The following is a 24,119-nucleotide window of genomic DNA, read 5'->3' as shown; positions in this document are numbered from 1 at the left end:
AGATAGGATGGTGTATAACCGTTGAGAGCGTATTCGAAGATCAAACCCATGTTGGCCGTGTTATTATGTGCGGCTTTGCTGACCGTATCTTGTCTTGCCAGTGCCGAGGCTGTCAGTTATGCCGCAGAGGTCAACGACGAGCTTCCTGAGAATATTAGAACCGACAAGGCAGATTTCGATACCATTCCTGCCGTTGCCGAGCATTACAAGGGACAATTCGGCGATAATGCGGTAGCTTATTTCAACAGTATTAACGGAGAAAGCCGGATTCAGCGCATTAACTTCCTGCAATTCCCGGATGGGCAATATTTGCAGATTAATGGCGAGGTAACGTTTGATATTCCTGCCATGGATGCGCGAGTGTGGCGTCTGTTCGGTGATGTGCGCTTCGAGGGATCCGTCGCGCAAACGATGGAGCTATATGTCATTGACCCGAATGGGGTCGAGACACATTGGACAGTATTCCAGAATGGCGGCTGGAAGGACGGCATCACCGGATTATATACCAACTATACGAAGATGGGCTTCCAGGAAGACAACCCGACGGAGGGTATTACCCATCCTTGGCTGATTAAGGGTACGAACGGCGACATTATTTATGAAGGCTACAAAATGAAAATCGTCGGCAACGGAACGCTTCGCAGCGTCTACCACTGGGAAGAGGAAGGCGTGCCGCTGGAGTTCGACACCTCCGCATGGACCGTTCTTGGTGGAGACAAGGACATTCTGAATGTGTCCGTCAATGTGGATGCGCTTACAAACTTAAGTATGGACGGTGTCGATAAGCTGCCCGAGGAAGTGTTCAAGCGTTACCATGTGAACAGTGGTCCGATCGGCTTAGAGCAAGCCGGCGGCGAATTTACGGTGTTGGACGAGGCGTACCACAGAACGACTCATGATTACGGCTTTACTCCCGGCCGAGGTGCGTTTCATTATAATCTACTGACGAGCTGGGCGGGTCTTAAGGAAGATCCTGCGCGCCCTGGATATGCTGACTTTACAGCGACGAATGAGGTTTATGCGAAGAGTCAGCCTGCCATCGACAAATTCGAAAGTCTGTATCCATCCATCGGCAAGGATTATGTCCTGACGCTAGACGGCTGGCCGAGGTGGATGTGGGAATCCCCTAATTCCGGACAATCGGAGCATTTCGGCACACCGTCCCGCGCCAACTTCGATGCAGCGGCGGACGCCTCGGCCAAGCTGATCAAAAGCATCGATACTAGATTTGACGGACTGGGTCCCAAGTACGTGGAGGTTAAGAACGAATCGACCATCCCGCAGGAGTGGTGGTTCTTCCAGTCGGAGCCAGAGCAAGCGTGGAGCTATTTGTCCGAGTTCCACAACAAGGTAGCCGCGGAAGTGAAGGCGGAGAATCCGGACGTATTAGTGGGCGGACCATCAAGCGCATTCATGTATTTGGAGAAAAATGATTTCGACGAAGCGCGCGCCCAGCTGAAATTTATGGATGACACGAAAGATTCCTTGGATTGGTATTCGCATCACTTCTATGAAAATGCCAACCTGTTCATTCATGACAGAGAGAACAACTCGGATGGCTTCTTGAGCGGGCGAATGGAAGCGGTGCTTGACCTGCTTAACGCTCACATGGCGAATACGGATAACGTGAAGCCGATCTATATTACAGAAGAAGGCACCTACAATACGGCTGGAAGCGATGCGGATTACTTCCAGAAGCTAGTGGCCTTCAACGGCTACATGCTGCGTTTCATTAATTATTCCGATACAATCGGCATGCTGGTTCCTTATCTGTATCCCATCATTAACTGGCGCCCCAACTCCACGGGTACGTTCTACAAATATAATGAAACACAGAATGGATTATTGGAAGAAATGACGCCAATGGAAGCGTATCTGGACATGTGGAAGGATTATCGCGGTGCATTCCTGCCTTCTGAAGCGGATCAAGAGCGCGTCTTCACGAATGCGGTCCGCTACAATGACAAGGTGTATGTAGCCGTGCACAATCTGAACTCGCAGCGGGTGAACCTTGATCTGAATGTGTTCACGGGAGGCGCTAATATTGCAGGCGTAACTCGGAAGCATTTCTTCCTGGAGAAGGGCGACCTGACCTATGAACAAAAGAATGTAGCAGATCTGAACAATGTGTATATGCGTGTGCAGGAGATGAGCGTATTCGAGATTACACTTGATTCCAATCCTCCATTCACCAAAACATGGGAGAGAGAATTTGCATACGCTCCTCAGGAACTTGTGCCGACGAGCGTAAATGCACCCGCCTCATTTACGGTTCAAGCGCGGCCTGCTGATCTCGCCAAAGCGACTCTTCGTATTGGCTTCGGCAAGACGGGCAGTGGGTTTGCAGAGGATATGCAAGTGGTTGTAAATTCGGGTGATACGGCCAACATGCAAAGCTTCAGCAAGGATCTGGCCTATACGGATAAGCCTGGAAATCTGCTGACCTTTGCGGAATTTGAGTTGGACACCAGCAAGCTGCTGACGAGCAATACGATTGAAATTACGCTTCCAGACGATGACGGCTATATTACAAGCGTACAGATTATCGAGTACCACGAGCAGCCGGCTCCAACAGGCATTGCGACCAGCGCACTTGCTGCGCCTGTTGCGGACGCCAAGTCGAAGCTTGCGTCTACTATCATATCGTCTACAGGCAATGAGGTTGAGCCAGGCCAGAAGTGGGTGAAAAAACATATCCGCGATACGCTCAACATTGAGGTGGCAAAAGCGGAGGTTGTTGCGCAGGATGCTCTAGCAACAAACGATGAAATAACGAAGGCGCTGGAGGATCTAACCAAAGCGGCTGGTATTTTTGATCAATATACCAAAACAAAATCATCTCCAACCGGCAATCGGGGAGCCAAATTCTCCTTCGAGGACGGAGAAGAGTCAGCGTATACACACAATGTGGACACGGTGACGACAACAACAGGCTCGCAAGGCGCAACGGACGGCAGTAAGGCACTTCAAGCGGAATTTACGTCCTTTACTGCCTTTGCGTGGGATACAACAGGTACGTACTCGGGCAGCCTTGATTTTACTGCCCCGGAGGAAGGCTGGAGCCTGGGTACTACACCCATTACGTTCGACGTTACGAATCTGAGAAGCTACGCGACACAGCTGCGGGTAGAGGTGACAGACACATCGGACGTTAAAGGCACTTATTATTTCACGCTGGGAGCAGATGCTTCGCGAAGCATCAGCATTGCTGATTTCGGCATTGCGGGAGGCACTTGGCTTGCGGACGGCAATTTCCCGAGAAACGCAGCTATCGATACCGAGAATCTGAAGTCGATTCGACTGTTTGTGTTTTCTCCAACGGCCGCTCCTGTTACGAACGCAGCGCTTGCCATTGATCATATCATAATTGGCAGTGCATCGGATCCAGGGCCAGGACCTGGCAATCCGAACGGTGTGTTCCTATCCTTCGAGGATCAGGAAGAGGTTGTCTATACGACTAATGGCCAAGACATTACCGTTACCAGATCAGAACAGGGCGCGACACATGGCAGCAAAGCGCTGCATGCGGAGTTCGATTCCTTCACCGCATACGACTGGGATACGAGCGGCAAGTATTCCGGCAATATTGATTTTACAGCGCCGGAGGGGGGCTGGAGCCTGGGCAGCAAGCCGCTTCAGCTGGATGTCACGAATCTCGTGAACACAGGAGCCCAGCTTCGCGTCGAGGTTACCGACGTTGAGAATCATAGAGGTATTTATTACTTTGCAATTGCTCCTAATCAAGCTCGAACGCTTACGATATCGGATTTCGGCATCTCTGCGGCAAGCTGGCTGGCAGACGGCTATTTCGCAAAGGCAGCGGCAATTGACACCACCAAGCTGAAATCCATTCGATTGTATGTATTTGAGCCTACCGCTATCACCGTGGGTCATGCCGCACTCGCCTTCGACAGTCTGATCATTGGCAACGAGCCGATCCAGCCTACTGAGGAGCAGCTGGCAGCCGAAGCGGCGAATGCGCTGACGGCAGCCTCCTTAACCTTTGCAGCGGGGGACATGGCGCAAGCGGTAACGAACCATATCTCATTGCCATCTGCAGGGCTTCATGGAGCAAGCCTTACATGGGCATCCAGCCATCCGTCGACGGTGGCGACTGACGGGACGGTTACGAGACCGCAGCATGGAAGCGGGAATCAGGTTGTCACGCTGACTGCTACCGTCATGATTGGAGCAGCAAGCTCAACCAAGGCTATTGAAGTCACTGTGCTTCAACAAGCTTCGACTTCCAATCCACCTGGTGGCAATGAAAATCCGTCTCATCCAGAGCCAAGCAGTCCTCCGGAAGTTCATGTCGATATTCTGGTGGATGGCAAGAAGCAGGATAAGATTGCTAGCTCCGTTACAACAACGGAGGCAGGACGTACGGTTACAACGATTACTGTCGATCAACAGTTATTGAAGAACAGTCTGAGCAATATGGCTAATAACGGTATCATTACGATTCCTGTTTCTAGCGGATCTGATGTTGTGAATGGCAAGCTTAATGGTCAGATCGTGAAGGATCTTCAGCAGAAGAATGCGTTCTTCGAGCTAAGAACCGGCACCTTTTCCTATAAGCTTCCTATAAAGCAGATCAATATAAATGAAATAGCCAAAGGACTTGGATCGGATGTAAAGCTTGAGGATATAACCCTTGATCTGACAATCAGTCAAGTAGATGCGGGAACCCAGCAGGTATTGGAGAACTCGGCAAAGCAAGGCGGATTCACGGTTGTTGCCCCTCCTGTTGACTTCCACATCACTTACACTTACCAGGGGGCTACGGTAGAATTCCGAACATTCAACACGTTCGTCGAGAGAGCTGTCATTATTCCGGATGGTGTGGATCCGACTCAGATTACTACAGGGGTAGTGATGGAAGCGGATGGCACAGTGAGACAGATTCCGACTCGACTCGTCAGAGTGAATGGCAGCTACCATGCTGTTATGAATAGTATGACCAACAGCACTTACGCAATCATTTGGAACCCTGCAGCTTTCCAGGATGTGTCCGGTCACTGGGTAGAGGAAGCTGTGAATGACTTGGGCTCCAGATTGGTAATCTCGGGCGTTGACGGCAATCGCTTCGAACCTGATCGATCGATTACCCGTGCCGAGTTTACCGCTATTCTGGTCAGAGCTCTTGGATTGAGGGCAGAGTCTGGCGAGCCGGCATACAGCGATGTTGCAAAAGGCGTCTGGTATGAAGGTTACCTGAATACGGCGACGAAGTACGACTTGATTAACGGCTATGCCAATGGTCAATTCGGTGCGAATGATCTGATCACACGTGAACAGGTTATGAGTATCATGGAACGAGCTATGGCGCTCACTGGACTTGATTCTGCGGCAGAGATGGCAGAAGCGGATGAGCTGTTGTCCAGCTTCAAGGATGGCTCCGAGGCGGCAGCCTACGCGAAGAGCGGTATTGCAGCCAGCATCAAGGCAGGTCTCGTACTGGGCAGAAGCGAGCAAGTGCTTGCTCCGAAAGCAGCTATTACAAGAGCGGAAGTCGCGGAGGTTGTTCGAAGATTGCTAGAGAAGTCTGATCTGATCTAGAATGGATATGGAATAGACGTGAGGGGCCTCTCTATTGAGGCCTCTTGCGCATTCTCCCGATGCGGAGAGAACGAGTAGAAGAGAGGAAGCGGTACGATGAAACGCTATGAGGTTAAAATGTTGTCCCAGGATGGTTATTCTATTGTTGAGCTTCGAGATTCGGAGAGAGAGGAGTATGCGCAGCTCGTACCGGAGCTAGGCGGGAATCTGATCCGATTCCATTCGAACGGACGAGAGATATTGTCTGGACCTGGTTCTATTCCGCAATTAAGAGCAGGGGAAACGATGTACGGCACGCCAATTCTATTCCCCCCCAATCGCGTGCAAGACGGAAGCTTCACTTACAACGGCCGTCCTTATCAATTACCGATTAATGAGCAGCCGGATCGCCATCTGCATGGGGAGCTGGCGCGCAGAAGCTGGGAGGTAGTGGAATGGGGAGGGACGGATACGCAGGGAGCGTATGTTGTCCTCCGCTTCCGGTATGCGGATCATAAGGATATGATGGCATACTTCCCGCATCCTCTCGTATTCAGCATGACGATATCGCTGCTGGATGGCCGTCTCCGGCAGGATGGGATTCTCGTTAATGAGGGCGAGGATGAGGCGCCCTTCGCTCTTGGACTTCATCCCTATTTCCATACTCCGCTGCTGGGTAGTGGACAAGTGTTGCTGCAAGCTCCGGCAGCCAGGGAATGGCCGATCTCCAACTTCGCCTTCATCACGGGAGCCCCAGCTGATACACAACGAGCAGCCGAGCTTCGTACAGGGCTTCCGCTGAATGCAATCGCCCCGCTTGGCGCGGCTATGCTTGAGCTACAGGAAGATGAAGATCGAATCTGCCGCCTTCAGCTGAAGGAAGCAGGCTATACGATCGCTTATCAATTCGGAGAAGTGTTCCCGTTCCTGCTGATCTTCCGTCCCAATTGGTCGGAGTCCATTTGCCTGGAGCCCTATTCCTGTCTGACAGACGCCTTCAAGCTGCCCTACCCCCCGGAGATGACAGGTGTACGAGGCATAGGAGCGGGAGAGAGTATTGCGTTTGATACCTGTATGTGGGTGGAGAAGTCCTCTTAAGCTCTTGGCTTGAAGCTCTCGCGTTCCACTAGCCAATGCTGCAGGATGATGTCTTCTTGAAAGACGAATTCAGGATTTGCGATCAGCTGGTGGATATATTCCACCGATTTCCTGCCAAGCTCGTCAACAGGCTGCTGCATGGATGTAATGGCAGGCCGCACAATCTCTGCAACCGCACTCCCGTCGAAGCCGATAATGGAGATGTCGTCGGGAACGCGCAGTCCATGGTCAAGAGCACAATTAAGCTTACCAACCGCCATATCATCAGTAGCTGCGAAGATCACAGTTGGCAGTTCTTCCTGACGCAGGAGCTCTTCCAATAGCCTGCGGCCGGAAGAGATATCCTGCAAGTCCCCACTGAAATAAGCGATAATTAGTATGACCCATCGATTAAGATGCTCCGTTGCGTTATAAACGCCCTGTAATCATCGATTTGCACGGACAGATGTGCATTAGATGCTGCGTTGACGATCGAGAACAGGATGGGCAAGATAGCGTTATTGATGTAATGATTTCATCATCAGTATACATTTATATAGTCACAACAGAGTGTGCTTAACACTTATTTTGTAAGTAGAGGTTCGTAGCTGTACAAGATGGATACCGTTTAAGCAGCATACCCACATACGCCTCACAGATCCAGGACTATTATAAGGTAACGGTCAAAAATAAAAAGTGGAATGAGTTCTATCAAGGGTTATAAAATTCCCAAAGTAAGCAGCTTTTCCTTCAGGTTGATGTGGTGAAATATCCGCCCATCCTAAGGCAAGGCTGCTTTTGTTTTCCAAGAAATAATGGTCGCTGCTCCATGGGGAAATGACGTTTTAGAGTGGGTAGTAAACGATTGCAGGTGACTCGTTGATGTCGGATACCCGCACTTACATGACTCGGGAGGAGAGCGCAGTTCTAATTGAGCGGCTTCTTTCTAAGTAGTTGTTTGTGATGATGAACCTCTGAGCCTCATTATAGTGAGAAAGTAGATATTTGGGTATCGGAAGTCGAGATCGTTTCTTCTCACTTTACCATTCAAGAGCTATGCTGAGTACAGTATTAGGGAGCAAGCAGGCGGCGTGGTTTGGTAGAGTCGCGCTTGTTATAAGTAATGGTGTTATTGCAACAAAGATTAGAATCAGGGGGTGGATTTTTTGTTACTCGGAATTCCCAATATATTGCCGCCGGATTTATTGAAAGTAATGTTTGAGATGGGCCATGGCGATGAGCTTGTGCTGGCGGATGCTAACTTCCCGGCGGCAAGCCATGCGCAGCGAATTGTGCGATGCGATGGCCATGGCATTGTTGAACTGCTAGAAGCGATCGTCAAGGTGCTTCCGCTGGACGATTACGTGGAGAAACCTGCAAGTGTTATGGCTGTCGTATCGGGTGATCCGATCTTGCCGTCGATTTGGGAGTCCTATGAAGCAATTCTGAAAAAAAAGACGAACTTATCCGCCTCTTTGGAATCGCTAGAGAGATTCAGCTTCTATGAACGGAGCCGATCGGCTTATGCCATAGTCGCAACTGGAGAACGAACACAATACGGCAACCTGATTCTGAAGAAGGGGGTCATTCGCGAACATGAATAGACATGAAGACCAGCAAGAAGGCGCAGTCGACAAGCCCAATATTGTATTCCTGTTCGCAGACGACCAACGATTCGATACGCTGCGGGCCTTAGGCAATCACGACATACGAACTCCAAATCTGGATCAGCTGATCGAACGCGGTACCGCCTTCCGGCAAGCCCATATTCCAGGCGGAACAGTAGGCGCGGTATGTATGCCAAGCCGTGCGATGCTGCATACAGGTAGAACGCTCTTTCATATCCATGACGATGGAAGAAGCATACCTGAAGAGCATTTTTTGCTTGGAGAGACGTTCAGAAAAGCTGGATATGCTACCTGCGGCATCGGCAAATGGCATAACGGCTACGCCTCCTTTAACCGAAGCTTCAGTGACGGTGACGACATTTTTTTCGGAGGTATGGAGGATCATTGGAATGTACCTGCCTACCACTATCACGCGGACGGAAACTACTCGGCGACGCTTCCGATGATTAGAGATCGCATGTTGTCGAACGAAGTGGAATATCGCCATGGAGACCAAGTTCAGGCTGGTATTCATTCAACTGACTTGTTCTCGGATGCTGCTGTGAACTGGGTGAATCGATACAAGGAGGACCGGCCTTTCTTCCTGTATGTGTCCTATATGGCTCCCCATGATCCCCGAAGTATGCCGAATAAGTATATGAAGCTTTATGATCCAGCATTATTGACCCTGCCTGTCAATGTTGCGAGCGAGCATGCATTCGATTATGGCGTTCGAGACATAAGAGACGAGCGACTGGCAGTTTATCCGCGCACCGAAGAAGAGATTCGCAGACATCTGGCTGAGTATTATGCGATGATTACTCATCTCGACGATCGGATTGGCGATATCATGTTTGCACTGAAGGAATCGGGCCGCTACGACAATACGATCATCGTGTTCGCTGGAGACAATGGTCTGGCGGTGGGTCAGCACGGGTTAATGGGCAAGCAAAGCTGTTACGAGCATAGCGTCAGGGTTCCGCTGTTGTTCTCGGGACCTGGTGTTTCGAAAGGTCAGCAACGACAAGAATTTGTGCATTTATCCGACATCTTCCCAACCTTGTGTGAATTAACGGATGTTCCGATTCCATCGACGGTCGAAGGAACAAGCTTGGCGCCACTGTTGTCAGGCGCCGGAGCAATGCCGGAGCGGGATAAGCTGTATTTCGCCTACGCGGATCTCGTTCGAGCCGTGAAATGCAGGGAGTACAAGCTGATTGTATACCGCCACGAGTCCCAGTTGTTTCGCTTGAGCGAAGACCCTTCGGAGCGGAATAATCTGATTGGACAATCGGAGACATCGGGAATTGAACAAACATTAAAGAATGAGCTGATTGAGCACAGCTATGATTCAGGAGACCGCGAGCATCCGGCAGGACGTCAGTTTTGGCAACATATAGACAGACAACAGCAAGGAGCAGATGAACGACTATGATGAAAATAGAGAAAGTAAATAAAGTCATTCGAAGCGGGCCATTCCAGGACAACTGGCAATCGTTAAGCAGCTACTCGGTGCCGCAATGGTACAAGAACGCGAAGTTCGGCATCTTCATCCATTGGGGGGTGTATTCGGTCCCGGCTTACGGGAATGAGTGGTATCCTCGCGAGATGTACTTGAAGGACAGTGCCAGACGTGACAGGCAGGATGTCAGCATGTTTGATCACCACATCCAGACCTACGGTCCGCAGCATGAATTCGGGTATAAGGATTTTATTCCTATGTTCAAGGCAGAGAAGTTTGATCCGGTTTCCTGGGCGAACCTGTTCCTGAGAGCGGGTGCGAGGTATGTGATGCCCGTCGCTGAGCATCATGATGGCTTCCAAATGTACGACAGCCAATTGTCACAGTGGAATGCAGCGAAGATGGGACCGCAGCGCGATATCATCGGAGCGCTGAAGGAAGCTGTGCAGGAGAAGGGAATGAAGTTCGCCGTGTCTTCACATCGGGCGGAGAACTGGTGGTTCTACGACGGAGGAATGACCTTTCATTCCGATGTGAGGGATGACCGTTTCCGCGGCTTGTACGGCCCGGCGCAGCCGAGAGACCCGCAATGGACGATTCATGGAGAAGGGCCAGATGAGGCGTTCCTGACCGATTGGCTGCTGAGAACATGCGAGCTTGTTGATCTGCACCAGCCCTCCATTGTCTGGTTCGACTGGTGGATCATGAATGTCCGCTTCAAGCCGTATCTCAAGAAGTTCGCGGCCTATTATTATAATCGGGCAACGGAATGGGGAACGGAAGTCGCGATTAATTACAAGCTGGACGCCTTTATGCATGGCACGGCGGTATTCGATATTGAACGCGGCCAGTTGAACGGCATTCGTCCCGAGCTGTGGCAGACCGACACCTCTGTCGCCCGCAACTCCTGGTCACACAGTGTCAATAACCATTACAAGGACGCCTCGGACATCGTATGCGATCTGATCGATATTGTGAGCAAGAACGGTTGTTTGCTGTTGAACGTGGGACCGAAGGCAGACGGGACAATTCCGCAAGAAGACGAGTCGATCCTGCTCGCGATTGGTGATTGGCTTAACTTAAACGGAGAAGGCATTTACGATACGACCCACTGGAAAGTTTACGGTGAAGGCCCAACCCAATCGGGTGAGGAGATGCATACGGAAGGCAAGCGGAGCCCTTACACTGAAGAAGACATTCGGTTTACCTTCAAGGATGGAACATTGTATGCTTTTGTCTTGAAGTTGCCGCAGAGCGGAGTCGTTACGATCCGATCGTTGTCCGCGCTATCCAGGCTCTACCGCAGCGTCATTACAAGTGTGTATGCACTAGGCGAAGCCACAGCGCTTGGTTGGAATGTTTCAGATGAAGGGCTGCATATCGACGTTTCTTCGCTATCGTCAACTCCGTATCCAGTAGGATTCAGAATCGGGATGGATTAACCGCTGTATATCAAACGCGAATGCTAAGTATGCATTCGCGTTTTGCGACCATAAAATGATAACGCTTTCTTTTGTCCGAATGGTGTATAAATCAAGGGGGGAGAACATGTTCAATCGTCGCGGAAGACCGGTATTCAAATTTCTTGTGCCCTATCTGAGTATGTTGCTGCTTGCCGGCCTGGTGTCTGTCATTATGTATCATCAGACAATTCGGGTGGTGAAGGAAGAAGTGTCCAACCGGAACCAGGCCGTCCTGCAGTTGGCCAAGCAACAATTGGATCGGCAGATCGTCGAGACCAGTCAGCTTGCAATCAGCTTGAGTAAGGATCCGAAAGTGCTGGCCATGCAGCAAATCGTGAATCCATATGACAGAAGCAGCATTACTCGTCTGTTGGAATTGCAGAAGCAGCTGAGAAACTATTCGGTTATCACATCTTCCATTGAAAGTTACTACATCCATTATGCAAAAAGCCGTTTTATTATTTCTTCCGACAGGCATAGCTTATTATCGCAAGCTTCCAGCGCAGAAGCGAATCCGGAATCCGTGCAGACCTTTATCGATGGGCTGGAGGAGCGATACTATTATCAGGAGATGATGCCGGAGACGAAACTCCGAAGCGCCAATGGGGACCGTATGCTTATTCCGTACATTCATACCATCGGTTATCCAAGCTACTATTTGTCTCACATTGTTATGTTTATCGACAGCACATCTATTCAGGCTGCACTACGTTCCATTGACCTCTCCGAAGGCGGCTATGCTTATTTGGCCAATCAGGAGGGCGACATTATTGCCGGTTTCGCCGGCAATGGAGAATTTCTTCCTCGCACCAGCCATATCGGGAATGAGCGGCAGCTTCCCGGTCAATTCGTAACCTCCATTGAGCTCGACAACGGCAATTGGAGGCTCGTTGCCGTACAGCCTGAGCAAGTCGTGCTGCGAAAGGTGTATTACGTCAAAAACATTTCTGCGGTCATTATCTTAGGCATGCTGGCCATTGGCGGCGTCGCTTCCGTTCTGTTCGCCTATCGTAACAGCAGACCGTTAAAAGCGCTCATTCAGACGGTATTCCAATTAGAGTCGCAGAATGAGCGACTGCATCGAAATATCGATGAGCAGAAACCGATGCTGCAGGCGGCATTCCTGCAACGGCTGCTGGATGGCGCTTATTCCGGTCAGAGAGAAATGGAGTCCGTTATGCAATATATGGACATCCCGTTGAATGGCGAGCGTTATTCCGTCATCATTGTTCAATTGCAATACATTCTGGAATCCATCGACGAAGGAGCTTTGGAAAAGCTGGATTTGGAAAAGGCAGGATTACGGGAATGTATCGCAGAGCTGGAGGGGGATCACTCTTGTCTCCTGGATATTGGCGAGAACAAGCTTGCCTTAATTTATACAAGCGATGCTGCAAACGTCAACTTGTGGAAGCAAGAGCTGACCGCGAAGCTGGAAGCCATCCGGGAGCTGTTTCTTGAGCGGTTCCGGCATGCCGTGCAATTCGGAATAGGCAGACCCTATTCTTCGTTAATGGATGTGTCTGCCTCCTTCGAAGAGGCTTCCACTGCCTTGTCCTTTGGAATGCCATCCTCCAGTTCCATGTCATTCTATGATGATTTGCCCAGACATCCGCAATCGTATTATTATCCGTTCGATCTGGAACAGAAGCTGCTCAACTACTTGCGCAGCGGGAATAGCGAGGAGCTGGACAACACCTTTGACAGCCTGTTTGTCGAGAACTTTGTTGAGCGCTCGTTAATCGTCCCCGTACTGCGGCTTTTGTTGTCCGAGCTGGTCAGTACGGCGCTCAAGTTTCTGGATCAAGCCGGATGGCAGATGTTCGAAGATGAAAGTTCTGATATCATGACGCTTCTGCAATTGCCTCATGCGCCATCGGAGGCGGAAGCCTGCTTCAATCGTCTGAGAAAGCTGTACCATCACATCACCGAAAGGGTCAACGATCAGAAGCGTATACGAAATGAAGAGCTGATGCGTGAAATTGTCAGTTATCTGGACCGTCATTATCCAGACCAATCCTTATGCCTGCCTATGCTGTCGGATCAATTTCAAATTTCGGAGACGTATCTATCCTTGCTGGTGAAAGAACATACGGGCTGCTCCTTCTCGGATTATGTGAATCGGAAGCGGATGGATGCCGCCAAGGAGTTGTTATCGGAATCCATGCTCAACATTGAACAAATTGCTGATCATGTCGGTTATTCGTCGCTGAATTCATTCAGCAGAGCATTCAAGCGGATGCATGGCGTAACACCTACCCGCTATCGAGCGTTGTCGGAACAATGATAGGCATTGCCAACTATGAAAATGCACATTGAAAAATCAAATGAATAGCAGCGTTTTCGGCCCATTGCATAATGAAAAGGGAATTGCAGATAGCAGAAATCCCGTCTTTCTGACTATGATCAAACTGTCGACGAGGATATACGAAAGAAGAGGGGGACAACACCAAGATGAGAACGGTTTCGCCCATGCAATCCAAACCAAACGTCAGGCCCCGCCTGGTGGTTACGCATCTGAGAAATATGAAGAGAAGCTGGCAGCTGCTTGCATTGTTTTCGCTGCCGCTTGCGTACTTGATTATTTTTCAATATTGGCCGATGTATGGCGCACAGATCGCATTTAAGGACTTTATTCCTGTGAAAGGCATTATGGAGAGCGAATGGGTCGGCATGAAACACATGACAAGGTTTTTTGGCTCCTATGATTTCTGGAGAGTATTAAAAAATACGATAGGACTGGCTTTCTATCATTTGATCGTCGGATTTCCGGTGCCCATTATTCTCGCCCTTTGTTTGAACTATGTCAAGCAGGCCAGATTCAAAAAGTCGGTGCAAATGATTACGTATGCGCCGCATTTTATATCAACGGTTGTTATGGTGGGGATGTTGCTTCAGTTTCTCGATCCGCGTACAGGCATCGTGAACCAATTTCTATCTCTATTCGGTATGGAGCCTATTCATTTTATGGCGAAACCCGAGCTGTTCCAAACGATTTATGTGCTTTCGGATATTTGGCAGAATGCAGGTTGGGGCTGCATCATTTATTTGGCTGCGCTGGCAGGCGTAAGTCCGACACTGCATGAGGCAGCTGTCGTCGACGGCGCCAGCAAGTGGCGCCGCATCTGGCATATTGACCTTCCAGGCATTATGCCGGTTATGACCATCCTGTTGATCTTGTCGATGGGCAATTTGATGCAAACGGGCTTTGAGAAAATCTATCTCATGCAGAATCCGGTCAATATTACAACCTCTGAAGTTATTGATACTTATGTCTACAAGGTAGGACTGATATCGGATGGATTAAATTTCTCCTATGCTTCGGCAATTGGGTTGTTCAAATCCATTGTAAATTTGATTTTACTGATTACTGTCAATCAGATTGCGCGTGTAGTCAGCAAAGAGAGTCTTTGGTGAGGAGGGTCACAAATGCGTCACATCGAAAGTACACAACGTCGAATTAAAGAATCGAGAGGGGATGCGGCGTTTACCTGGATCAATTATTTCATTCTGTCCACAACAGTCCTCATTACGTTGTATCCGCTAATCTTCATTGTAAGCGCATCCTTCAGCGACAGTCAGGCCGTCGTCTCCGGGAAGGTATGGTTATGGCCGGTTCAACCAACGCTGGAAGGCTACGAAGCGATTTTCAAACACAAGCTGATCATATCATCGGTCATGAATTCCTTCTACTACATGATTGTAGGCACGTTGTTTAATGTTGTGCTTACGCTGATGGCGGCTTATCCGCTTTCTCGAAGGGACTTTTATGGGGCCAGGCTGTTTATGATTCTGCTTGTATTCACGATGATGTTCGACGGAGGACTGATTCCGCGTTATTTGCTTGTCAAAGATCTGGGTATGCTGGATACGCGGTGGGCGCTTATTATTCCTGCAGCGCTTAGCGTATGGAACGTCATTATTACCCGAACCTATTTCCGCGTGACTATTTCCAGTGAACTGCTGGAGGCGGCCCAGATGGACGGCTGCAACGATTTCCGATTCCTATGGAAGATCGTACTTCCGCTGTCTGCCCCGATTATTGCAGTCATTAGTTTGTTTTATGCCGTCGGGCATTGGAATCAATATTTTAACGCGCTTATTTATTTGAAAGATCAGTCGCTGTACCCCTTGCAGATTGTATTGAAGGATATTCTGGTGCAGAACAAGGTGGATATGAGCATGGTGGCGGATGCCGTTGAAATGGCAGAGAAGGACGCCCTGCGTCAGCTTCTCAAATATTCCTTGATTGTGGTTGCCGCAGGACCCGTGCTGGTCTTGTATCCCTTCGTGCAGAAGCATTTCGTAAAAGGGGTTATGATCGGATCATTAAAGGAGTAGCGTTCGTTCATTAGAGATATTCGAGGGTTGTTTATGGAAAGGAGTGATGCTTATTTCATAATTTTCCTGGCACCAGGTGTCAGAGGCGTTTCATAACAGGCATCATGTGATAACGGGCTCATAAAAAAAGGGAGGAAAACAGGGTGAATAAAAAATGGATTGTTGCGATTGTTATACTGTGTCTGATCATGGCCGCTTGCTCCAATGGAGAAAGCTCCAATGGAGGCGCCTCCAGCGCGAAGCCGGACAATAAAGGGGCAGACGCAGCGGATCGTAGCGGCGTTACTGCGCCGGGCACCTTTCCGATCGTAGAAGAGAAAGTAACGTTAAAGGTACTTGCTGCAGTTCGGCCGGATGTAGAAGATTATCGGACCAATGAATTCACGAAATGGCTGGAAGAGCGGACAAATGTGCATTTGGAGTGGGAGACGGTACCAGAATCTAACATGAAAGAGAAGTTGAATCTGACGCTGGCGAGCGGCGATTATCCCGACATCTTCATGAATATGGGCATTACAGATGCGCAACTTGAGATTTATGGAAACCAAGGGGTGTTCCTGCCTCTCGAAGATTTGATTGAGGAGTATGCAGTGAATACGCAAAACATATTCGCTGAACAGGAGCATATTAAGCCGGCTATCACTTCAAACGACGGGCATATCTATACGATGCCGGACATTAATGAATGTTACCATTGCTATTACTCCGGGAAGCTGTGGATATACAAGCCTTGGCTGGATAAGCTGGAACTGGATATACCAACAACAACAGATGAATTCTATGAAGTATTGAAGGCATTCAAGACACAGGATCCCAACGGCAACGGCGTTGCCGATGAGATTCCGCTGTCGGGTTCGCCTAAGGGGTGGAACAGCTCTGTCGAAGGATTTCTCATGAATGCCTTTGGGTATTACGATTTCATTAACGGGGATACGACAAGAAGATTGTATATGAATAACGGCGCCGTGGATGCGGCTTTTATGACAGAAAACTATCGTGAAGGCTTGCGTTATATGAAGAAGCTGTTCGACGAAGGATTAATAAATGCAGAAGCTTTCGTGCAGGACGGCGATCAACTGAAGCAGCTTGGAGCCAATGGGGACGCAGTCATTCTGGGCGCTGCTCCGAACGGAAGTCCGATCCCGATATCCGACAATACCAGGTGGAAGGATTATGTCGTTGTTCCGCCGCTCAAAGGGCCGTCCGGCACGCAATATGCGAACGCGCAGAACCGAAGAGGAAATGTCAACGGTCGTTTCGTTGTCAGTGCGACAAGCAAACATCCCGAAATCGCCGTTCGCCTGGCTGACGCTTTCTTTGATCCGGAGATTCAGATGTTCTCTTTGTTCGGCGTGGAAGGTGAAGACTGGAGAAAAGCCGAAGAAGGCGAGCAGGGGCTGGAAGGCAATCCAGCGACGTTCGTACGCCTGAAGAAAACAAACGAAATTGCGAATCACAACTGGAATCAGGCGAATCCGACAAATCGTACGGTGGCATTCCGTATTGGTGAAGCGATCAATGATCCGGAGAACAACGTAGAGTACATTTTGCACGCTTCGACCAAGAGCTATGAGCCGTTCCGCGACGAATCGGTCATGGTTCCGCCGCTTATCTTCAACGAAGCGCAGTCGTCGGAGCTGTTGGGCATGCAGAAGACGATTAACGATTATGTCGACAACATGCTCGTCCAGTTCATGATGGGCGATGCTAATCTGGAAGCCGGTTGGGACGGCTACCTGAACGAGCTGAACAAGATGAACATTAAACGATACCTGGAAATTATGCAGGAGGCGTACGATATAAGGTACAAGAAATAAGGAATGATTATCAACCCCGAATAACCATCAAGCGTTCTGCAGCCAAGAACTGGGATGAGTGAGTCGGGGTTGTCTGTTCCTTGCAAAGGGATCGATTAACATTTGAGAGGGGAATGAATGATGAAGTTCATGCGATATCTGTTCATGCTGATGATTTGCAGTTTGTTGGTCATGCCGCAATCAGGCGGTGCTGCGATGGCTTACGAGCTGCCGCCGGATGTGCAGTTGCAGAAGGATAACTATGACTCCATTGCGGGACTGGCGGACATATATCCGATTGAATATATTACACAAGTGAATAACGGCGAGAAACGGGTCAAGCTCATTACGATCGCCAGTCAGATCGGTACGATTAATGGTGAAACCGTCATCGAGCTTCCTCCAGAAATTATGCGAGTGGTGGGTTTCTTTCGAGAGCTGAATATAAACGGGGACCAGATCAAAAATCTCGAAGTATACTGGGAAGGTCCGACAGGCAAGGAGAAGCTAAGCGAATATTTCCGCTCGGAGACGATCATTATGGGACGTCCCTTTCATATTAAGGTTCAGCCTGGACAATATGAGGGCTATCAGCTCAGATTGACAGGGACGGGTACATTGACAAGTCTTGTCCTGCATGAGCCGAATGGGCTTTCGTCCTCTTATGATGTCCGAGCGTGGGGGATATTGGGGGAGGATAAACCGATATTGCCTGTACAGGTTAATGTGGACGCAACAACAAGACGCAGCATCGATGGAATAACCCGTATGGAAGAGGATAAGTTTCGCAGAGTATATGCCAATCCGTTGGGAGAACCGGTCACCTATGAGATAGCGCCTTATTTGGCAGAGAGAGGCTTCCTTCCGGGCAGGCAAATGTTCAAGTTTCGGGACGCGCTGGAGATCGGTCATAAGCCTGGCGACCCCTTGCCGACGGAGGACCCGCTCCGGGACGGATATGCCGACGAATCGTTTTTCGATCAATACGCTGAGAGGGATTCACAATTAATCGACCAATATGATGAGCTGTATGCATCGGACATGAATTATGTAATCGCTTACGACAACTGGCCGACATGGACTTGGCCCGGCGACATTCCCAATAACCCAAGGGGGACGCCGGCAATCGATAAATTCGAAGCTGCGGCAGAGCTCGCCTCTCTCTATACGGAAGCCTACAATCGCAAGCTGGATGGCAGAGGCCCTGCCTATATAGAAGTGAAGAACGAATCTACCATTCGCTCGGAATGGATCTATCATAATGATCCCGCTTATGATTCCTGGGGTCTGCTCGCTGACTTTCATAATATAACGGCTGACAAAATCAAGGAACGCAGTCCCGAGGTTCTGGTAGGGGGACCAACTAGCGCGAATATGACGCTGGATACTAGCGCATTTGCGAGCGCCAGGGAGCAAATGAGATTTATGGATTTGACGAAGGGACATCTTGACTTTTATTCTCATCACTTCTACGAAGGAAAGGACTTGATCCTGCATGAAACAGATGCGAACTATGGCGGGTATTTGACAGGGCGCCTTGAGGCGGTTCTCGATTTGCTCCGAAATCATATGACGATAACAGACAACATCAAGCCCATGGTGATCTCGGAAACAGGGACTCTGCATTCGGGTGCGACGGATATTGATTATTGGATCCAGCTCAAAAACTTTAATGCCTATATGGTTCGATACATAAATCGGGCGAATGAGCTCGATATGGTCGTGCCGTTTCTGCTGCCGATCAAATGGTGGGACATGGGATCACCGGATATGCTCTTCCGGTATGAGGAAGACGGCAGTCTGGGGGTTCCGACTCCGCTGAAATATTATTTGGATTTCTGGCAGGATTACAAGGGTGACTTGCTCCCGGTCGAGGCGAATCATGACAAGGTCTATGTGCATGCCACACAAGCCGGGAACGTCATCTACGTCGCTGTCAACAATATGAACCCGCAGCGGCTGAGTCTTGATCTGAATATCGATCTCGGCGGCGCCAAGATTTATGATATTGAGCAGAGAAGGCTCTATCTGGAGCAAGGCAAGCTTCATTACGAAACTAAGAAACAGGCGGACCTGAAGAGCTTGCCTATGGCAGTAGAGGAAACGTCCATCATCAAAATTACTTTGGATAAATCACCTGTTGTACAAGATACATTGTTGGAAAAAACGTATTACGCCGACGAGATGCTGAAGGTCACGGGACAACCGGCAGCATTCGAGGTAGCTGCACCTGTCGAGCAATTACAATCCTCGGTCTTGCGGGTAGCATTCGGCCGAGAAAATGGCTTTAACGTTCCGCTGAGCGTCACCGTGAACGGCAAGCACTATGAGCGTGATGTCAGTTATACGAATAAACCGGGCCGATTCTTTGGATATGTCGATTTCGACATTCCTGCAGCGGACATCAAGGCCATGAATCAGGTCGTCGTTTCGCTTCCTCAACAAGGGGGGACAGTCAGCACGGTGTCGCTGATTAACCAATATGCTCTGGCAGGATCGTCAGATTCGAGTCCTCCGGAAACCGTAGCGAATATTCAAGGAACTCAGCAGAATGAATGGTACCAATCGGACGTGACGGTACAATTGGAAGCTTCCGACCTTTCAGGTGTTGAGGCCACGTATTACCGGATGAATGACGGGGAATGGAGCAGGTATGAACGCGAAATCGAGATTCAGATGGAAGGTACTCATACTTTAGCCTATTACAGTAAGGATAAGGCCGGAGATGCCGAATCTGTGCAAAGCCGAACGATATCGGTGGATAAAACGGCTCCTGCTGTGACCATCCAGCCAAGCCATATCGATCTGGGAGCGCCGAATAAGAAGCTGGTGGATATAACGGTCGAGCTCGATGCCCAGGACGAAATATCCGGATTAAAAGATATTCAATTAACCTCGATTACGAGCAGCGAACCGGACAGCGGATTATCCGGCGGTGACAGACCCGAGGATATTCAGGGCGCGGAGCTCGGCACCCACGATCTGCAATTTAAGCTGCGGGCCGAGCTTTCTCCGAAAGCAAAGCAGCGGGTTTACACGGTTGTTTATACGGCAACGGATCAAGCGGGCAATCAATCGAAGGCAGAAGCGGAGATTACGGTTTCTAAAGGAGAGTAAGTACGTCCCGTACACCGCACACTGATTATCGCCATGCGCTTGTCCGAGGACCGTGCATGGCGATTTATTTGGCTCCAAGAAGAAACCGTTCCCTGTATCCTCCAGGCGTAACGCCTTCCTTGCTGCGGAAGGTGCGGATAAAGTAGCTGCTGTGCTCGTAGCCCAGCTCATAAGCGATTTCTTGAATGCTTGTCATCGTATGGGCCAGCATTTGTTTGGCCCGTTCTATTCGGATATGCTGCAGATACTGCAGCGGGGTCATACCTGTATGTTTCTTCAGGCATCTGCTCAAATAGTCGATGTGGAAGTGGAGCTCGACTTCCAGCCTCTTCGAACTGAAGGGCTCCCGCATATTGGATTCCAGGTATCGTGCGATTCGGGTGCACAGCTCCAGTGACCGGGACATTGGCCTCGTCTGATGGATGACCTGCTGCAGCTCAACCAATAACTGAGCAGTCAGACAGTGCAGTTCCAGCGCATTGCGGATAAAGATATGATCGCGAATTTCCACCATACGATCCAGAATCGGAAGCAAACTCGGCAAGACGACTTCTGCATGCTTGGGTAAGTACATCGTTTGTGTCTGGGGATTGGCGTCGTCATCCGTTGGCTGCTGAAGCGTCTCCGACCATTCGAAGCCGCCGCTGTTCAACACGCGGGGAGGAACCGGATGGCTGAAGTGCATATAATAGGTTTCGGTATTCTGCTCGCAAGGAAGATGGCCAAAGTGGGTGCGTTCCGGCTCCAGCAGCAGCATGCTGCCAGCTGTTATCGTATAAGGCTGGTCGTCTTCCGTCATATACAGCGCGCCATTTGTTACGATTATGAGATCGTAAATGCCCCAGCTGCGCTGGAAATGCACTTGTCCTTGCTTCCACCAGGAATGACCGACAGTAATAAATTGGGGCAAAGGCGGGATGGTAAATTCCAGCATCTTCATAGAAGATCCTCCTGCAATAGCGTTCTATCCAATAACGATAGGTTACGATTCACCATTCTGTCAATCGGCATCTCTTTATTGCGTTAGTCGGAATTGTTCCATCAGAGGTCGAGTATGACGCTTACAGAGATAATGGCAAGACAGTATCATAGTAGGAAACACGGATTTCAGGTCAGGCCGAAGCTGGAATGTATGCGTTTGCTTCGGTCTAATTGCAGAAACGGGGGATAAGAGTGCGAACGGTATGGAGCTTGAATGCGGATTGGAAGTTTTATTACGGAGACATTGCTGAAACGAATTACGATGCTGTGCACAAGGAGAGATATTCGAATCCACATTGGATCAAATCCGGCAATCATGGCGTTGCCAAATGGGGGTATGACGATGCGGACTGGCTCGACGTTCGGATTCCGCATGACTTTGTGCTGGAGCGAGGGGAATATGACCGGCAGGTGCCCGCTTCACATGGGTCGCTGGTGAAAGGAATAGGCTGGTATCGCAGGTCGTTTATACTGCCTGAGGATGCAGTGTCCAAACGTCTGAGCATTGAATTCGACGGCGTCTTCCGGAACAGCTCCGTGTGGGTGAACGGCCATTATGTCGGAGGGCAGTTAAGCGGTTATACGAGCTTTGCCTATGATATTACAGAAGTGGTGCAGGCCGGAGAACCGAATGTGATCGCCGTGCGGGTTGATGCCAGCGAATATGAAGGCTGGTGGTATGAAGGCGGCGGTATCTATCGCGACGTCAGGCTGGTGCTGACGGATTCTCTCCGAATTCCGCATTGGGGAACGTTCGTGAAGGCCGAGCCTGAGCCGGATGGTTCGCAAGCCGTGGTCCTCATTGAGACCGAGGTCGCAAGCTCTTACGAGAAATCGGTAACCTTTGAGCTTCAATCTGTCCTTATAGGGCCTGACGGAGAGCGGGCTGGCGAAGCCAATACCTCTTCGGAAATCAATGCGGACGATATGCTGGCGCTGAAGCAGTCCGTTACACTTCACGCTCCTTATCTGTGGTCCATTGATTCACCGCAGCTTTATACGCTTAAGAGTACGCTTGTCATCGAAGGCGAAGCCGTAGATACGTATGAAACTGTCTTCGGCGTGCGCACGATTGTCTTCGATGCGGAGCGAGGTTTCTTGCTGAATGGCAATCCGTTGAAGCTTAAGGGCGTATGCTGTCACGAGGATCATGCCGGCGTCGGGATGGCGGTTCCCGCAGCCGTCAATGCGTTCCGGATTCAACGATTAAAGGAGATGGGCTGCAATGCGTACCGAACGTCGCATAATCCGCCGTCTCCGTCAATCCTGGAAGCTTGCGACCGGCTTGGCATGCTTGTGATCGACGAAGTGCGGCAGACTGAGGCTTCCGAGGACGCCATGAATCAATTCAAAAGTCTGATACGAAGAGACAGGAATCATCCGTCGGTTATCCTATGGTCGCTGGGCAATGAGGAGATGAATATACAAGGGAAGGCATCGGGTGTTCGCATCCTCCATGCGATGCAGAAGCTTGCGCATAAGCTTGATCCAACAAGGAAGTGCACGTACGGAATGAATGCCGATTGGCTGCCGATCACCGGGTATCATGAGGAGAACGGCTTCCATATCGACGTTCATGGCTTCAATTATATGATGAGAAGGAACTGGGAAGCCTACGAGCAGTTTCACGAAGCCTATCCGGACAAGCCGTTTATCGGTACCGAGAATGCTTCGACGCTCTCGACACGAGGTGTCTACAAGCAGTCATCGACCGCTCCCGCATTAAATTTGTCCGAACATGGCAATGCAACCGTCATCTGGTCCAATCCGAGGCGCTCTGGCCTTGTCAGTGCTTATGGCGAAACTTACCCGGTATGGGGTGCGCAGCCGGAGGAAGCCTGGAAAGCAGCGGCGGAACATGACTTTGTTGCTGGATTGTTCGTTTGGACGGGGTTCGACTACCGCGGAGAAACATTCCCTTATGAATGGCCAAGTGTTATCTCTCGTTACGGCATTATGGACTTGTGCGGCTTCCCGAAGGACATCTACTATTATTATCAAGCAAGATGGACAGATAACCCTGTACTTCACCTATTCCCGCATTGGAATTGGCAGGGAAGCGAAGGAGAGACGCTTGATGTTTGGGCATTCTCGAATATGGACGAAATCGAGCTGTATCTGAACGGCAAGAGCGTTGGCAGACGTGATGTGCCTGCGCACGGACATGCTGAATGGCAGGTTGCCTATGAAGCGGGTGAGTTAATGGCTTACGGATACCGCAACGGGGAGCATAGGTTGACGGAGATCATCACGACAACGGGCGAGCCCGCTTGTATTCATCTTACATCCGATAGGATCAGGCTGTCAGCTGATGGTGAGGATGTGTGTATCGTGCAGGCCGCTGTTGTTGATGCCTCCGGAAGAATAGTGCCAGATGCGAATACACTCATCACGTTCACATTAGAAGGGCCTGGCAAGCTGATCGGCACTGGCAACGGCAATCCGGAATGTCATGAACAGGACAAGCAACCTTGCCGAAGCGCCTATCAAGGTTTGTGTCAGGTGCTTGTGCGGGCGAACGAAGCGAATGGAGACATACGATTGATTGCGACGGCTGACGGACTGGAGTCGGGGGAGCTGTACATTCGAGCCGACTCAGCGGACAAGGCGCCGCTTGCTGGGGCACTGAAGACCGCAATGTCGGAGCGGACCCGCTCAGAACGGAGAGATGCGGCTGACGGCGGTGTCTGATAGGCAACGACCTGTTGCTGCGACCAATAGCGGCAACGAGCTGGCA

13 protein-coding genes are annotated in these 24,119 nt (G+C 50.1%); 11 read left to right on the top strand and 2 right to left on the bottom strand.

Features of this window, described 5'->3' with window-relative positions; genetic code table 11:
• Positions 1-48 precede the first annotated feature (48 nt).
• The gene (locus ACIFSR_RS30740; RefSeq protein WP_430062520.1) at positions 49-5,559 is read left to right on the top strand and encodes an S-layer homology domain-containing protein; all 5,511 of its coding nucleotides are present in this window, start codon (positions 49-51) and stop codon (positions 5,557-5,559) included.
• A 96-nt stretch (positions 5,560-5,655) separates the two neighbouring features.
• The gene (locus tag ACIFSR_RS30735) at positions 5,656-6,636 is read left to right on the top strand and encodes an aldose 1-epimerase (protein ID WP_430062517.1); all 981 of its coding nucleotides are present in this window, start codon (positions 5,656-5,658) and stop codon (positions 6,634-6,636) included.
• Here the strand turns inward: ACIFSR_RS30735 and ACIFSR_RS30730 are convergent.
• Complete coding sequence (locus ACIFSR_RS30730; RefSeq protein ID WP_430062514.1) at positions 6,633-6,986, bottom strand: substrate-binding domain-containing protein; 354 nt, start codon at positions 6,984-6,986, stop codon at positions 6,633-6,635. The two genes, ACIFSR_RS30735 and ACIFSR_RS30730, sit on opposite strands and share 4 nt — an antisense overlap.
• A 795-nt stretch (positions 6,987-7,781) precedes the next feature.
• Here ACIFSR_RS30730 and ACIFSR_RS30725 point away from each other — a divergent pair.
• The 8 genes from ACIFSR_RS30725 to ACIFSR_RS30690 all read left to right on the top strand — a co-directional run bounded on the left by ACIFSR_RS30725 (position 7,782) and on the right by ACIFSR_RS30690 (position 20,401).
• Positions 7,782-8,219, top strand: a complete 438-nt coding sequence (locus ACIFSR_RS30725) for an RbsD/FucU family protein (RefSeq protein ID WP_430062511.1) — start codon at positions 7,782-7,784, stop codon at positions 8,217-8,219.
• Complete coding sequence (locus ACIFSR_RS30720; RefSeq protein WP_430062508.1) at positions 8,212-9,657, top strand: sulfatase-like hydrolase/transferase; 1,446 nt, start codon at positions 8,212-8,214, stop codon at positions 9,655-9,657. The genes ACIFSR_RS30725 and ACIFSR_RS30720 overlap by 8 nt, the downstream gene beginning before the upstream one ends.
• Positions 9,654-11,126 (top strand): alpha-L-fucosidase, encoded by a 1,473-nt coding sequence (locus ACIFSR_RS30715; protein ID WP_430062505.1) that lies wholly within the window; start codon positions 9,654-9,656, stop codon positions 11,124-11,126. Before ACIFSR_RS30720 ends, ACIFSR_RS30715 begins: the two co-directional genes overlap by 4 nt.
• Before the next feature lie 106 nt (positions 11,127-11,232).
• Positions 11,233-13,434 (top strand): helix-turn-helix domain-containing protein, encoded by a 2,202-nt coding sequence (locus ACIFSR_RS30710; protein WP_430062503.1) that lies wholly within the window; start codon positions 11,233-11,235, stop codon positions 13,432-13,434.
• A gap of 167 nt (positions 13,435-13,601) precedes the next feature.
• Complete coding sequence (locus ACIFSR_RS30705; RefSeq protein WP_430062501.1) at positions 13,602-14,564, top strand: ABC transporter permease; 963 nt, start codon at positions 13,602-13,604, stop codon at positions 14,562-14,564.
• 12 nt (positions 14,565-14,576) lie between these two features.
• Positions 14,577-15,488, top strand: a complete 912-nt coding sequence (locus tag ACIFSR_RS30700; RefSeq protein ID WP_430062498.1) for a carbohydrate ABC transporter permease — start codon at positions 14,577-14,579, stop codon at positions 15,486-15,488.
• A 143-nt stretch (positions 15,489-15,631) separates the two neighbouring features.
• Entirely contained in the window at positions 15,632-17,305 is a 1,674-nt protein-coding gene (locus ACIFSR_RS30695; RefSeq protein WP_430062495.1) for an ABC transporter substrate-binding protein, read from the top strand.
• A 117-nt stretch (positions 17,306-17,422) separates the two neighbouring features.
• A complete protein-coding gene (locus ACIFSR_RS30690) occupies positions 17,423-20,401 on the top strand; it encodes an OmpL47-type beta-barrel domain-containing protein (protein ID WP_430062492.1) in 2,979 nt (992 codons plus the stop codon).
• Between the two features lie 64 nt (positions 20,402-20,465).
• Here ACIFSR_RS30690 and ACIFSR_RS30685 read toward each other — a convergent pair whose 3' ends face one another.
• Complete coding sequence (locus tag ACIFSR_RS30685) at positions 20,466-21,341, bottom strand: AraC family transcriptional regulator (protein WP_430062490.1); 876 nt, start codon at positions 21,339-21,341, stop codon at positions 20,466-20,468.
• Positions 21,342-21,574: 233 nt separating this feature from the next.
• Between ACIFSR_RS30685 and galA the strand changes: the two genes are divergently transcribed.
• A complete protein-coding gene (gene galA, locus ACIFSR_RS30680; RefSeq protein WP_430062488.1) occupies positions 21,575-24,073 on the top strand; it encodes a beta-galactosidase GalA in 2,499 nt (832 codons plus the stop codon).
• Positions 24,074-24,119: the final 46 nt, after the last annotated feature.

The organism is Paenibacillus sp. NRS-1760, assembly GCF_050467785.1.
In the GTDB taxonomy this organism is placed as follows: domain Bacteria; phylum Bacillota; class Bacilli; order Paenibacillales; family Paenibacillaceae; genus Pristimantibacillus.
Note: the sequence above shows the minus strand (reverse complement) of the source record. Positions and strands in the feature narration are given on the sequence as shown.

Bases quoted from the DNA above. Each gene is read 5' to 3' on its own strand.
- ACIFSR_RS30740 (WP_430062520.1), top strand. From the start codon at position 49: ATGTTGGCCGTGTTATTATGTGCGGCTTTGCTGACCGTATCTTGTCTT.
- ACIFSR_RS30735 (WP_430062517.1), top strand. From the start codon at position 5,656: ATGAAACGCTATGAGGTTAAAATGTTGTCCCAGGATGGTTATTCTATT.
- ACIFSR_RS30720 (WP_430062508.1), top strand. From the start codon at position 8,212: ATGAATAGACATGAAGACCAGCAAGAAGGCGCAGTCGACAAGCCCAAT.
- ACIFSR_RS30715 (WP_430062505.1), top strand. From the start codon at position 9,654: ATGATGAAAATAGAGAAAGTAAATAAAGTCATTCGAAGCGGGCCATTC.
- ACIFSR_RS30710 (WP_430062503.1), top strand. From the start codon at position 11,233: ATGTTCAATCGTCGCGGAAGACCGGTATTCAAATTTCTTGTGCCCTAT.
- ACIFSR_RS30705 (WP_430062501.1), top strand. From the start codon at position 13,602: ATGAGAACGGTTTCGCCCATGCAATCCAAACCAAACGTCAGGCCCCGC.
- ACIFSR_RS30700 (WP_430062498.1), top strand. From the start codon at position 14,577: ATGCGTCACATCGAAAGTACACAACGTCGAATTAAAGAATCGAGAGGG.
- ACIFSR_RS30690 (WP_430062492.1), top strand. From the start codon at position 17,423: ATGATGAAGTTCATGCGATATCTGTTCATGCTGATGATTTGCAGTTTG.
- ACIFSR_RS30685 (WP_430062490.1), bottom strand. From the start codon at position 21,341: ATGAAGATGCTGGAATTTACCATCCCGCCTTTGCCCCAATTTATTACT.